The following is a 13,353-nucleotide window of genomic DNA, read 5'->3' on the forward strand; positions in this document are numbered from 1 at the left end:
ATGACTGCTGGCGCTGAAGGCCAGAAGGCATTCGAGACCGACCCGCAGGCACTGCCAGATTCGGCAGAGCGCCTGCGGGTCGCTCGCATCGGCAAGCCCCACGGCATCCGCGGCGAGGTCACCGTCCAGCTCTTCACCGACGAGCCGGAACGCCGGCTCGCCCCAGGCTCGGTGCTCATCCGGATCGCCGGAGACGAGACCACCGACCGCTTCACCACACTGCTCACCGTCACTCGACAGCGCTGGAACAAGAGCGTGTGTCTTCTGGACTTCCGAGAGGTCACCGACCGCAATGGCGCCGAGGCGCTGCGCGGATCGACCCTCTACGTCGAGGTCCCGATGGAGGACGAGCCCGAGGAAGACGGCTGGTACAGCCACGAGCTGGCTGGATTCAGCTGCCGGAGCACCGAGGGCGAAGCACTCGGAACGCTCAAGGAGCTCATCACCGGCGCCGCCCAGGACCTGCTGGTCGTCACTGCAGTCTCCGGCGAAGAGGTCATGGTGCCCTTCGTCGAGGAGATCGTTCCCGAGGTGGACGTGGAGAACCAGCGCATCGTGCTGAACCCGCCGCCCGGCCTCTTCTGAGAGTCTCGAATCATGCGGATCGACCTCATCTCGATATTTCCTGAGTTCTTCGATGTCCTGGATCTCTCGCTGATCGGCAAGGCCCAGCGTGAGGATCTCGTGCAGATTCATCGACACCAGCTCCGTGATTTCAGCTTCGACAAGCACCGCAGCGTGGACGACACCCCCACCGGCGGTGGTGCCGGGATGGTCATGAAGCCTGAACCGTGGGCGCTGGCCCTGGAGCACGTGCTGTCGGAGCGCCCCATGGCCCCCGCGGCCGGAGATCGAACAGCGCCACCGCGGCCTCTTCTGATCGTGCCCACGCCGGCGGGGGAGCTGTTCACCCAGCGCACCGCCGAGCAGCTCGCCGACGCGGAGCATCTCGTCTTCGCGCCGGCCCGCTTCGAGGGAATCGATCACCGCCTGCTGGACTGGGCGCAGGAACACTTCGAGCTGCGACCGATGTCCATCGGTGACTACGTGCTCAACGGCGGCGAGTCCGCCGTCGTCGTGATGGTGGAGGCGATCACGCGGCTCATCCCGGGTGTCATCGGAAACCCCGAGTCGCTGGCGGAGGAGTCCCATGCTGACGGTCTCCTCGAGTATCCGGTCTACACCAAGCCCGCGCGCTGGCGCGGGATCGATGTGCCTGAGATTCTGCTCTCCGGAGACCACGCCAAGATCCGTGACTGGCGCTCGGCGCAGCAGGATCTGCGCACGCGCAAGATCCGCCCCGACCTGTGGGCCAAGCATGTGGTCGCACAGGAGCGGAATCTGACATAGAATTGACCACCGTGCCTGCTGGGCGGCTGCATCTGCCATAGGGGATGTCCGTCAACAGACAGGCCGCCGGAGGGGAAATCGTCTCTCTCCGGTAGCTCACGCTTTGACCTGCGCCGGAACCCGGCGTGCTCGGCGCCTTGCGCGCTGACCGCTCAAGAGGTCGCAACCAGGGCGAGTGACCTGTGGCAGTCGTCCAAGGAGAAACATATGCATAAGCTCGACATCGTCGATTCAGCAAACCTGCGCACTGACATCCCGGAGTTCGGCCCCGGCGACACCGTCAGCGTGCACGTGAACATCATCGAGGGCAAGAACACTCGTGTTCAGGTCTTCAAGGGCTACGTGCTCGGCCGCCAGGGCTACGGCATCGGCGAGACCTTCACGGTCCGCAAGGTCTCTTTCGGCGTCGGCGTGGAGCGTACCTTCCCGGTGCACTCCCCGGTGACCGAGAAGATCGAGGTCTCCGCCCGCGGTGACGTGCGCCGCGCCAAGCTGTACTACATGCGTGATCGTCATGGTAAGGCTGCACGCATCCCCGAGAAGCGTGAGTCCACCATCGCCCGCCAGCAGGGTGAAAAGGTCGAGGAAGTCACCGAGGCCTGATCCGCTGATCAGCTTCGGCCTTCTTCACTGACGGCTCGCATCTGAAGATGAATATCGACGAGAACCCCGCGCAGGACGAGTCTGACTCGTCGGCACGGGGTTCTCGACGTCTGCGACCCTGGGTGACGGTGGTGGCCACGGTGGTGCTCGCAGTGATGATCGCGACCGGGCTGCGGATCGCGGTGGTGGACATCTACACGGTCTCGCAGGTCTCCATGGCGCCGACGCTGGAGGACTCCCAGCGAATCCTGGTGGAGAAGGACTACCCCGGCGAGCAAGGGGTCCAGCGTGGAGACGTGATCGTCTTCGACGGCGAAGGCTCATTCACCCCCTACGAGGGCAGCAGTTCGACGCTGAGTCAGCTCGGTTCGCGCATCGGCCACTGGTTCGGTCTGTCCGCCCCGCCGGCCACCTACGTCAAACGGGTCCTGGGCGTGGGCGGGGACGCGATCTCCTGCTGTGATGACTCCGGCAGACTCACGCTGAATGCGGAGCCGCTCACTGAGCCCTACCTGGGCCGTGAGGTCGACGCGGCGAATCCCGCCTCTGAGCTGAGCTTCGAGGCCGTGGTGCCCCCGGGTCGGGTCTGGGTGATGGGGGACAACCGCGCAGAGTCCATCGATTCGCGAGCGCTGTTGGGTGCCCCCGGCGGAGGTATGATCAGCGAGGACCGCATCCTGGGCCGCGTCTCCGGTGTCTTCTGGCCCTGGGACGAACGACGAGAACTCCAGGAGGTCAGCTATCAGCAGCAATGAGGATTCCTCCGCCCCGCTGCCCGCAAGTCGACGAGACCGACGACGACGGCGCCCGCCCCGCCACCCGGCCGCGGCCTTCCTGATCGAGGTCGCCACGATCCTCGTCTTCGCGCTGGTGATCTCCTTCGTGGTCAAGACCTTCCTCTTCCGTGCCTTCTACATCCCCTCGGAATCGATGGAGTCCACCCTCGAGGTCGATGACCGGATCATCGTCAACCTGCTCGCACCGGAGATCCTGGACGTGGAACGCGGAGACGTGGTCGTCTTCGAGGACACCGAGAAGTCCTGGGGCGCCTCCGCAGACGTCGAGACCAACGCCTTTCAGGATGCTATGACCTTCGTCGGCCTGCTCCCAGACACCTCGTCGCACTTCGTGGTCAAACGAGTGATCGGCGTCGGTGGCGATGAGGTCGAGTGCTGTGACGACCAGGGCCGCGTCATGGTCAATGGTGAACCCATCGATGAGCCCTATATCTTCGCCGGCGATGCTCCCAGCGAGGTCGAGTTCTCCGTCACGGTGCCCGAGGACAGCATCTGGGTGCTGGGCGACCACCGCGGAAACTCCGCCGACTCTCGCTCCCATATGGACGACCCCAACAGGGGCGCCGTCGAGCTGGAGAACGTGGTCGGCCGCTCTACCGCTGTGATCTGGCCCTTCGACAACTTCGGCGACGGAGGATCGCAACGAGAGCCCTTCGACTCCGTGCCTGCACCGTGATCGATGCCTGAGAACGCCACCCTGCTCCCGGAGCTTGCCATCGCGGCTCAGCGCGGCGTGCGCTACATCGCGGGGATCGACGAGGTCGGGCGCGGGGCACTTGCCGGGCCCGTGAGCATCGGCGTGGTCGTCCTGGATCTGACGCACCCGACCTTCGCAGACACTCCGCGAAGCACCGGCGTCTGCGCCCAGCTGGACGGAGTTCGAGACTCCAAGCTGCTCACCGCTGCGGCGCGAAAACGCTGGCACCCCACCATCTGTGACCACGTGGCAGCCTACAGCGTGCAGCATCGCCATCCCCGAGAGATCGACACACTGGGGATCAACGGAGCGCTGCGCGCCGCCGGTCTCGCGGGGCTCAATGCGGTCGAGGTGCAGCTCGGCGTCGCATTGGACGCCGTCATCCTCGACGGCGCTCACGACTGGCTGACTCACGGCGCCTCTCCACGCGTGCAGACCATGATCAAAGCCGACATAAAGGCGCTCTCGGTCGCCTGCGCCTCAGTTCTGGCCAAGGTGGAGCGTGACCGACTGATGGAGCGCCTGGCAGCCGAGCACCCTGGGTACGGCTGGGACTCAAATCGGGGATATGGCTCCCAGGGTCATCGGACCGCGCTCACCGAGCTCGGGGTCACGCCGCAGCACCGGCTGAGCTGGAACCTCGGCGTGTGAGTCGCATCTGTCCTCGACGCGGCGCTCGAGTTTTCCCCAGATCCGAGCACCCTCCGAGGATCCTCGGCCATCTTCCACAGATGCACTGAGATCCATCTCCTCACCGTCTTGCGTGTCCATGCTGGAGCTCCAGGAGAGGAGCGCCGATGCGGAGCAAGGACATCACCGGACAGGTGGGTGAGGACATCGCGGCGGAGTACCTGTGCACCCACGGGCATCAGATACTCGAACGTCGGTGGCGGAATGCTCGCGGGGAGCTGGACCTGATCACCCGCGACGGCGAGCAGCTTGTAGCCGTGGAGGTCAAGACCCGCCGCGGCACCGGCTACGGACACCCCCTCGAAGCGGTGAATCCCCTCAAACTCGCGCGCGTGCACCGACTGCTGCTGGACTACTGCGCCGAGATGCACTGTCTGGGCACGCCGCGACGCGTGGACGTCGTCGCCGTGCTGCTGAGCAGCGCATCGACTCCCCACGCGGGCGAACACCTGCTGCGTGGACTCGAGCACCTCAAGGATGTGCACTGATGGGCATGGGCCGCGCTCGGGGAGTGGTCCTCGTGGGCATGGATGGGCGGCTCATCGAGGTGGAAGCCGATATCGGCCAGTCTCTTCCGGCCTTCATCCTGCTGGGACTGCCGGATGCCTCGCTGCGTGAGAGTCAGGACCGGATCCGCTCGGCTGCGAAGAACAGCGGCATCGAACTTCCTGCTCGGCGGCTCACTGTGAATCTGCTTCCGGCCTCGCTCCCCAAGTCAGGTTCAGTGCTGGACCTGGCCATCTTGATGAGCGCCTGGGCGGCCGATGGCAAGGTGACAGGAACCGAAAGGACCGTCTTCCTGGCTGAACTGGGTTTGGACGGTCGGCTCAGGCCTGTACGGGGCGTGTTGCCCGCGGTGGCAGCTGCACAGGCTGCCGGAGCCGGGACTGTGGTCGTGGCCGAACAGAATGCCCAGGAGGCGGCGCTGGTGCCGGACATGACGGTCCTGTCCGGGTCCCATGTCGGTCAGGTGGCGGCTGCGTTCGCCACCGGGTCACTGAGGAGTCAGCTTCGAGACGTTCCCAGGTTGGATCGTTGGTCCACGGATCGGGTGCCTGCGGAATCGGTGTCGACACAGGTGGGAGCCAGCACCTTTTCGGCCCACGGCTCACACGCCTCTGCGGTCAGCGCGCCCGACCTTGCGGACGTCCATGGACAGCAGGAGGCGCGCTTCGCGCTGGAACTTGCGGCCGCCGGCGGGCACCATCTCCTGCTCATCGGAGCTCCTGGTGCCGGCAAGACCATGCTCGCCGAACGCATCGCCGGCATCCTCCCTCCGCTGGATGATCACGCGGCTATGGAGGCCACGGCGATCGAGTCCATCGCGGCGGAGCCTCATGCAGTCACGCAGCTGCGTCGGGTGCCGCCGTTCCAGGCGCCGCATCACAGCGCCTCGATGGCCGCGATCGTGGGCGGCGGTGCCCGCATCGCACGCCCGGGTGCGGTGACCCGGGCTCACCGGGGAGTGCTGTTCCTCGATGAGGCCCCAGAATTCCCACGACACGCTCTGGACGCGCTCCGGCAGCCCTTGGAGACCGGGCAGATCTCGCTCCACCGCGCGGCGGGCAGTGTGACCTACCCGGCGCGTTTCCAGCTGGTGCTGGCGGCGAATCCCTGCCCGTGTGGTCTCAATGTCGGGTCAGGCTCCCGGTGCCGATGCTCGGTGGCACAGAGGCGCAACTATATGGGCAGGCTCTCGGGTCCGCTGCTGGATCGGATCGATCTGCAGATCCAGGTGGATCGTCCGCGTTCCGCGGCCGACGCGCTGGGTCCTCCTGGTGAGTCCTCAGCGGAGGTTCGGACTCGCGTGCTGGCGGCGCGGGATCTGCAACGACGACGCCTGGCCCCCTGGGGGATCGCGACCAACTCCGAGGCCTCCATGCAGCTTCTCACCGGAGGCCTGCGCCTGCCCGCCGCGGCGACCACTCATATCGACGCCGCTCTGGATCGCGCCTCGATCTCACTGCGGGGATACGTCAGGGTGCTGCGACTGGCCTGGACCATCTCGGATCTTCTCACCACGACCAGTCCGGGGGCGGACGAGGTGGACGCAGCCCTGCAGCTGAGGCAGAGCGAGGACCGGCGGTGAACCGATCCCACGCGCAGCAGGAACTCAACCCATCGCATCCCAGGAGCTTCCATGACCCAGGCAGATTCAATTCCCACGACCCCCGCACAAGCCCCCACCCAGACCCCCACCCAGACCCCCGCCACGACAGCGGCCCCGAGCGCAGAGCTCCGTCGTGTCCGGGCGGAGCTCTGCCGACTCATCGAACCCGGCGATCTGCTGGCTGGCGTGGCGATGGAGCTGCTGGGCCCGGAGACCCTGTACAGCCTGATCACCACCGACCGGGGCCTCTCCGCCCACCAGGGACAGCAACTGGCGGAGGCCGCAGAATCAGCGGGTCTCGGACCTCGGCAGCGGGACCTGGATGCAGGGCTGGCACGCTGGCGCACCCGAACGGATCAGCTGCGCGGAGAACGGGATCTGGCGACCATGGCACGGTTCTGTGGTGGGCTGCTCATCCCAGAGGACGCCGCGTGGCCGCCGCAGCTCAAGGACCTCGGCCCGGCCTCACCTGTGGGCCTGTGGTTTCGCGGCCAGACCACGGGTGCCGCGGATGCGCTGCTGGGACGGCTGCCCGAGTTCACCCGTGCCGTTGCGATGGTCGGTTCCCGCGAGATCACCGACTACGGCACCCGGGTCACTGCGGAGCTATCATGGACCTGGTGCGTGCGGGCCTCTGTCTCATCTCAGGAGGGGCCTACGGTGTCGATGCTGCGGTTCACCGCGCGGCCCTGCGCACCGCTTCAATGCAGCCCGATCGCACAGCCGCCCACTCCGCCGGAGGAGAAGGTGCACCCGCTGCTCCCACGATCGCCGTCCTTGCTGGGGGACTGGACCGGCTCTATCCCGCCGGCAATGAACGATTGCTCCAGGAGGTCGCGTCGACAGGGCTGCTGATCAGCGAGATGGCTCCGGGCTCGGCGCCGACCCGGCATCGGTTCCTCCAGCGCAACCGCCTGATTGCGGCCCTGAGCATGGTCACGGTGATCACCGAAGCGCGATGGCGCAGCGGCGCACAGTCCACTGCCCACCATGCGTTCAGTCTCGCTCGCCCGGTGGGGGTGGTTCCGGGCAGCGTCTTCTCAGCGTCGTCCGCAGGCTGCCACCGTCTGCTCCGGGAGACCCCGGCGGAGCTGATCACCGACGCCGCCGATATCCTCACGCTGGCTGCTGGTGCGCCGACCGTGGTCGGCGTTCCAGGCGTTCATCAGCCCACCTTGCCGGTGACCGTCACCACCCGACCGCAGGATGGACTCACCGAGGCCCAGCGGCTCCTCTACGATGCCCTGCCAGCACGAGGGCTGAGCAGTCCGGGCAAGCTCTCCGGGGTCGCCGGGCTCCCGTTGCCGAAGGTGCTGGCCGAACTCAGCCGACTTCAACGTTCGGGACACGCTCGCAGCGCCAACGGTCAATGGGGCCAGGCCTGAGCGGGGGCGGCACTTAGACTTCGGGTATGGCCACCGTCCCGGCGAAGACCGCGAAGACCGCGCAAGCCGCGTACACCGCGCCCACCGAGCGCCCCGGAGAGGGTGCTCAGTCACCGCTGATCACCGAGTTCCTCAAACATCTGCAGCACGAGCGCGGCCTGTCGCTGCAGACCATTCGGGCCTACCGCAGCGACCTTCGACAGCTCGATGAACAGCGCGGTCCGCTGGAGCGGATAGGGCTGAGCGATATACGTCACTGGTTGGGCGATATGCACCAGGCTGGACTCTCGCGCAGCACGCTTAACCGCAAGACCGCCTCGGTGCGAGCCTTCACAGCCTGGGCCCACCGCAGGGGACACCTCAGCGAGGACCCCTCCGTCAGACTGCGGACTGCCAGACGAAGCACCCATCTGCCCGATGTGCTCCAGCACCAGCACATGAACCAGCTCACGGCCGATCTCGCCAGCCAGGCGGCGACGAGCGCCTCCGCCCAGCCGCTGGACCCCGTCGATCACGCGATGCATCTGCGGAACGCCGCGATGGTGGAGCTGCTCTACGCCACCGGCATGCGCGTCGCTGAGCTGTCGGGTCTGGACCTGGCCTCCTTCGAGACCGGTCGACGTATGGTGCGGCTGCTGGGCAAGGGAAACAAGGAGCGCATCGTGCCCTATGGAGTGCCTGCAGAGACCGCTCTGAGGCAGTGGTGGGAGACCGGACGGCCGGTCCTGGCGACTGCGAGCTCCGGGGCCGCCAGCTTCCTCGGTCGGCGCGGGGCACGCATCGACGTTCGGACCGTGCGACGCGTCGTCGATCAGCAGCTGGCCCGGCTGGGCACTACCGCGGCCAGGGGACCGCATGCCCTGCGACACACCGCTGCCACCCACCTGCTGGAGGGGGGAGCGGACCTGCGCACCGTCCAAGAGCTTCTGGGGCACGCGTCCCTGAGCACCACGCAGCTCTACACCCATGTCACGATCGACTCGCTCCGCGACGCCTACGGACAGGCCCACCCCCGCGCCTGAGCAAATCCCGGAGCAGCATCTGTTAACCTGATTATTGTTGTACTGAGCACATTGCTGTTAACCTTTGAGGGAAACAGTCACCATCAGCCACCAGGCTGCTGTCGGTCGTAGGGGAAGACGTACCAACAGCACTGTGGAGGATGGATATGTCTGGAAATACGGCCCGAGGTGTCCTGCACATCCATTCGGCGCCTGCTGCGCTCTGCCCTCACGTCGAATGGGCAGTGTCCTCGGCAGTCGATTCCCGAGTGGAGTTCACGTGGCAGCCTCAGCCAGCCGCGCCCGGCGACTTTCGCTCGGAACTTTCCTGGGAAGGCCCTGCGGGTCTGGGCGCCACTCTCGCCTCGGCGCTGCGCGCCGTGAACCACCTGCGCTTCGAGGTCACCGAGGACCCCTCGCCGGGCTGCGACGGCGGGCGCTGGTCGCACACCCCTGAGCTCGGAATCTTCCATGCCACCACCGACGTGCATGGCAACATCGTGGTCTCCGAAGACCGGATCCGCTACGCCTACGAAATGGGTGCAGGAGATCCTTCGGTGGTCTACCAGGAGCTTTCCCTTGCCCTGGGCGAAGCCTGGGACGAGGAGCTCGAGATTTTCCGACACGCAGCAGAGGGCGCACCCGTGCGCTGGCTGCACCAGGTGGTCGGCTGACCCAGTGAACCGGTGACCTGCGGCGACCTCCACCGCCTGTCCGCGTCACCCGAGCTCGATGACTCTCGTGCGACTCCAATACCTGCCGCTCAGAGCCCCTTCGAGGGGCCATCGCTTCCCAGCCGCGGCAGCTTCCTCGTGAAGCAGAGAAGACCCCCGCGGGGGATCCCTACGGATCTTCCACGGGGGTCTTCTCGTGTCTGCCCCGGATCAGGTTGTCAGCGTCGCAGCCGCGACAGACCCGGCCTCAGATCAGTACGTGCGGAAAGCAGCCACGGCGTTGTGTCCCCCGAAGCCGAAGGAGTTGCACAGCGCGACCTGCTGCTTGTCTCCGAGCTCGCGCGGTGTGCCGGTGACGACGTCCAGCGGCATCTCGGGGTCCGGGTGGTCGAGGTTGATGGTCACCGGAGCACGCCGTTCGCGCAGCGCTTTGACGGTGAGCACCGATTCCACGGCGCCGGCAGCGCCCAGGAGATGTCCGGTCTGGGACTTCGTGGCGGAGACGCAGATGTTTTCGAGGTGGTCACCGAAGACCGACTTCAGCGCGTAGTACTCCGGCTTGTCTCCGACAGGTGTCGACGTGGCGTGGGCGTTGACATGCGTGACGTCGCTCAGCTCAGCTCCGGCGGACTCCAGTGCCCGGCGCAGCGCCCGCGACGCCCCGAGGGCCTCAGGGTCCGGCGCGGTGATGTGGTGGGCGTCTGACGTGACGGCGGCGCCGGCGAGCTCGGCATAGATCGTGGCGCCGCGGGCCTTGGCGTGCTCTTCGGTCTCGACCACAAGCGCCCCGGCGCCTTCTCCCATGACGAAGCCGTCGCGGTCTCGGTCATAGGGACGCGACGCCGCGCCAGGATCATCATTGCGTTTGGAGAGCGCCTGCAGTGAGGCGAAGGCAGCCATCGGCAACGGATGGATGGCGGCCTCGGTGCCGCCGGCCAGGACGACGTCGACGTCGCCCTTGCGCAGCATCTCCAGGGCCATATCGAGGGCTTCGACTCCTGAGGCGCAGGCGGAGACCGCAGTGCGTGCCCCTCCCTGTGCGCCGAGGTCGAGGCTGATCGCCCCGGCGGCGCCATTGGGCATCAGCATCGGCACCGTCATCGGCATGACGCGGCGCGGTCCGCGCTCTCGAAGGGTGTCCCAGCTGTCCAGCAGGGTCCAGACTCCACCGATACCGGTCGCGAAGGAGACCGCGACGCGCTCCGGATCCAGGTCATATCCTTCGTCCTTGGGGCGGGGGAGACCGGCGTCTGCCCAGGCCTGTCGCGCAGCGACCATGCCCAGCTGGGTGGAGCGGTCCATGCGGCGAGTCTCCGGCTTCGCCAGCACCTCGGCCGGCTCGACGCTGACCTCCCCAGCGAAGGTCACCGGAAGCTCGTACTTCTCGACCCAGTCGTGCTCGAGAGTCTTGGCGCCGGGGGTCCCGGCGAGGGCGTTCGCCCAGAGGGTGTCCACGTCGCCGCCGATGGGAGTGGTGGCGCCGAGACCGGTGATGACGAGACGACGTGTCATGGATCTACCTCAATGAAAGTGTGAGAACAGGAAAGTCAATATCGGGGGGGGGTGTCTGGACGGGAGGGCTCAAGCCATTGCTCTAACCCTCCCGTCCCAGTCAGGAGCTGATCAGCCCTGCGCGTTGGCGATGAAGTCGACGGCGTCGCCCACAGTGGTGAGGTTCTTGACCTCTTCATCGGGGATCTTCACGTCGAACTTCTCTTCGGCGTTGACCACGATGGTCATCATGGAGATCGAATCGATGTCCAGGTCCTCGGTGAAGGACTTGTCCGACTGGACCTCCTCGACCTCGAGGCCCGTCTCTTCGTTCACGATCTCTGCGAGGCCTGCGAGGATCTCGTTCTTGTCAGCCATATCAGCGGCTCCTTTTCATTGGGTGATTTGTGAGTACGTCAGATGTTTCTGAGATCGCGGATGGATCTCAGGTCTGTGGTCCGGGTGGCTACGGCAGTCTGATGACCTGGGTGCCGTAGACCAGTCCGGCTCCGAAACCGATCTGCAGAGCAAGACCGCCGGAGAGTTCTGGGTTCTCCTTGAGCAGGCGATGCATCGCCAGCGGAATCGAGGCCGCAGAGGTGTTCCCCGCGTCCACGATGTCGCGTCCCACCATCACATGCTCGGGGAGCTTCAGCTGCTTGACCATCTCGTCGATGATCCGGATGTTGGCCTGGTGCGGCACGAACGCGACGAGGTCATCCGCCGTGATGCCCGCGGCGTCCAGGGCCTGTTGGGCGACCTTCGCCATCTCCCAGACGGCCCAGCGGAAGACCGTGGGTCCGTCCTGACGCAGCGTGGGCCAGTAGCGGTTCTCTGCGTTGAGCAGTTCGGTGGCATCCTGGGTCTCGCGGGCTCGGGCCAGCGCGTCACGGAAGTTCAGCAGCGAGCTGTCCATGGCCACGGCCTCCCATTTCTCCCCATTGGAACCGAGGATGGAGGGGGAGATGCCGGGGGTCTCAGAGGGGCCGATGATGGCCGCGCCGGCACCGTCGCCCAGCAGGAAGGAGATCGTGCGCTCGTGATTGTCGATGAAGTCCGAGAGCTTCTCCACCCCGACCACCAGGACATAGCGGGAGAGCCCCGAGCGCACCATGGCATCGGCCTGGCCGATCCCGTAGCAATACCCCGCGCAGGCCGCGGAGATGTCGAAGGCCGCGGCGGGTGTCGCGCCGAGGCGGTGCGCGAGATCTGCTGCGGCCGAAGGCGTCGCGAAGGGATGAGTGACCGTGGCGACGATGACTCCACCCAGCTCCTCGCCGGAGATGCCGGCGTGCTCCAGCGCCTCACGGGCAGCGCCCTCCGCCATGTCCACCACGGAGACGTGCTCCGGGGCGCGGTGGCGCGTCTTGATGCCGGTGCGCTGCTGGATCCACTCGTCGGAGGAATCGATCCACTGGCAGATCTGCTCGTTGTCGATCACGAGCTCGGGGCGGTAGGCCCCCAGCCCCATGACGCGGGTGCCTGCTATGGCTGCGGGCTGGTTCAGTGTGACTGTCACGTCAGGGGTGTCCTTTGATGATCAATGGGGTGTCTGTGGAGGCCTGATCACGCGGTATCGAGCTCATCGGCTCAACCGGCGTGCTCGGTGATGAATTCCTTCGCGGCAGGGAGATCCGCAGGCGTCTTGACTGCCAGGGACTTCACGCCCTTGAGACCGCGCTTGGCCAGGCCTGTCAGCGTGCCGCCGGGCAGCAGCTCCAGGACCCCGGTCACGCCGGCCGCGGCCATGGTCTCCATGCATAGGTCCCAGCGGACCGGACGGGTGACCTGATCGATCAGGCGTTCAAGAGTCTCTGCTCCGCTGTCCAGGTACGCGCCGTCGCGGTTGGAGAGCAGCGGTGCTTGGGGATCACTGACCTCGAAGCCTGCGACCGCCGCACGCAGCGTCTGCTGAGCGGGTGCCATGAACTCGGTGTGGAACGCTCCGGCGACCTTCAGCGGGATGACCCGGGCACGGGACGGGGGATTCGACTCCAGCGCCGCGATCTTCTCGATCTCCCCGGCAGCAACGATCTGACCGGGCCCGTTGGCGTTCGCCGCGGTGAGGCCGGCGTCGGCGATGGCCTGGCGAACCTCCTCTTCGACCCCGCCGATGACGGCGGCCATCGACGTCGGCTCGGCGGCCGCTGCAGCGGCCATGCCCTGGGCGCGCACCTTGATCAGCTGCATCGCCTGCGCATCGGTGAGCACTCCGGCCAGCACCGCGGCGGGAACCTCACCCACGGAGTGTCCTGCGTAGAGAACCCGGTCCCTGTCCAGCGCTGGCAGGTCCAAGGTGTGCGCGCTGAGCAGCGAGGCCGCAACGATCAGCGGCTGGGCCACGGCGGTGTCGCGGATCGTGTCTTCGGCGGACTCGGTGCCGTGGGCGAGCAGGTCGGTCTCGCTGGCCTCGGAGTAGGTCGTCAGCGCCGCACGGGAGGCGTCGTCACCGAGCCACTCCGAGAGGAAGCCTTGGGTCTGGGAGCCCTGTCCGGGGCATACGATCGCAAGCACTAGTCCAACTTCCCATATCCGAACGTGTTCTGCGGGGGCAT

At 66.6% G+C, this 13,353-nt stretch carries 15 protein-coding genes; 11 read left to right on the forward strand and 4 right to left on the reverse strand.

The window, feature by feature from the left end; genetic code table 11:
• From rimM to IY716_RS00875, 11 genes are all read left to right on the forward strand, one after another.
• The gene (gene rimM / locus IY716_RS00825) at window positions 1-585 is read left to right on the forward strand and encodes a ribosome maturation factor RimM (RefSeq protein WP_218219778.1); all 585 of its coding nucleotides are present in this window, start codon (window positions 1-3) and stop codon (window positions 583-585) included.
• A 12-nt stretch (window positions 586-597) separates the two neighbouring features.
• Entirely contained in the window at window positions 598-1,350 is a 753-nt protein-coding gene (gene trmD / locus IY716_RS00830) for a tRNA (guanosine(37)-N1)-methyltransferase TrmD (RefSeq protein ID WP_218219779.1), read from the forward strand.
• 207 nt (window positions 1,351-1,557) lie between these two features.
• Entirely contained in the window at window positions 1,558-1,953 is a 396-nt protein-coding gene (gene rplS, locus IY716_RS00835) for a 50S ribosomal protein L19 (protein WP_218219780.1), read from the forward strand.
• A 47-nt stretch (window positions 1,954-2,000) separates the two neighbouring features.
• Entirely contained in the window at window positions 2,001-2,708 is a 708-nt protein-coding gene (lepB, locus tag IY716_RS00840) for a signal peptidase I (RefSeq protein WP_218219781.1), read from the forward strand.
• A complete protein-coding gene (lepB, locus tag IY716_RS00845; RefSeq protein WP_218219782.1) occupies window positions 2,647-3,426 on the forward strand; it encodes a signal peptidase I in 780 nt (259 codons plus the stop codon). The genes lepB (IY716_RS00840) and lepB (IY716_RS00845) overlap by 62 nt, the downstream gene beginning before the upstream one ends.
• 3 nt (window positions 3,427-3,429) lie before the next feature.
• Entirely contained in the window at window positions 3,430-4,098 is a 669-nt protein-coding gene (locus IY716_RS00850; RefSeq protein ID WP_218219783.1) for a ribonuclease HII, read from the forward strand.
• 146 nt (window positions 4,099-4,244) lie between these two features.
• Complete coding sequence (locus IY716_RS00855; RefSeq protein WP_218219784.1) at window positions 4,245-4,625, forward strand: YraN family protein; 381 nt, start codon at window positions 4,245-4,247, stop codon at window positions 4,623-4,625.
• Window positions 4,625-6,226 (forward strand): YifB family Mg chelatase-like AAA ATPase, encoded by a 1,602-nt coding sequence (locus IY716_RS00860; RefSeq protein WP_218219785.1) that lies wholly within the window; start codon window positions 4,625-4,627, stop codon window positions 6,224-6,226. Before IY716_RS00855 ends, IY716_RS00860 begins: the two co-directional genes overlap by 1 nt.
• 632 nt (window positions 6,227-6,858) lie before the next feature.
• A complete protein-coding gene (locus tag IY716_RS00865; protein WP_369699538.1) occupies window positions 6,859-7,632 on the forward strand; it encodes a DNA-processing protein DprA in 774 nt (257 codons plus the stop codon).
• Between the two features lie 26 nt (window positions 7,633-7,658).
• Window positions 7,659-8,654, forward strand: a complete 996-nt coding sequence (locus IY716_RS00870; RefSeq protein ID WP_218219786.1) for a tyrosine recombinase XerC — start codon at window positions 7,659-7,661, stop codon at window positions 8,652-8,654.
• 146 nt (window positions 8,655-8,800) lie between these two features.
• Window positions 8,801-9,307, forward strand: coding sequence for a DUF3145 domain-containing protein (locus IY716_RS00875; protein ID WP_218219787.1), 507 nt, complete (start codon window positions 8,801-8,803; stop codon window positions 9,305-9,307).
• Between the two features lie 252 nt (window positions 9,308-9,559).
• Here IY716_RS00875 and fabF read toward each other — a convergent pair whose 3' ends face one another.
• From fabF to IY716_RS00895, 4 genes are all read right to left on the reverse strand, one after another.
• On the reverse strand, window positions 9,560-10,819 hold the full coding sequence (gene fabF, locus IY716_RS00880; protein ID WP_218219788.1) for a beta-ketoacyl-ACP synthase II: 1,260 nt from the start codon (window positions 10,817-10,819) through the stop codon (window positions 9,560-9,562).
• A 111-nt stretch (window positions 10,820-10,930) separates the two neighbouring features.
• Window positions 10,931-11,176, reverse strand: coding sequence for an acyl carrier protein (locus IY716_RS00885; protein ID WP_192590328.1), 246 nt, complete (start codon window positions 11,174-11,176; stop codon window positions 10,931-10,933).
• 88 nt (window positions 11,177-11,264) lie between these two features.
• Window positions 11,265-12,269 (reverse strand): beta-ketoacyl-ACP synthase III, encoded by a 1,005-nt coding sequence (locus IY716_RS00890; RefSeq protein WP_218221322.1) that lies wholly within the window; start codon window positions 12,267-12,269, stop codon window positions 11,265-11,267.
• A 119-nt stretch (window positions 12,270-12,388) separates the two neighbouring features.
• A complete protein-coding gene (locus IY716_RS00895; RefSeq protein ID WP_218219789.1) occupies window positions 12,389-13,312 on the reverse strand; it encodes an ACP S-malonyltransferase in 924 nt (307 codons plus the stop codon).
• Between the last annotated feature and the right edge of the window lie 41 nt (window positions 13,313-13,353).

Source organism: Nesterenkonia sp. Act20, assembly GCF_019173455.1.
In the GTDB taxonomy this organism is placed as follows: Bacteria; Actinomycetota; Actinomycetes; order Actinomycetales; family Micrococcaceae; genus Nesterenkonia.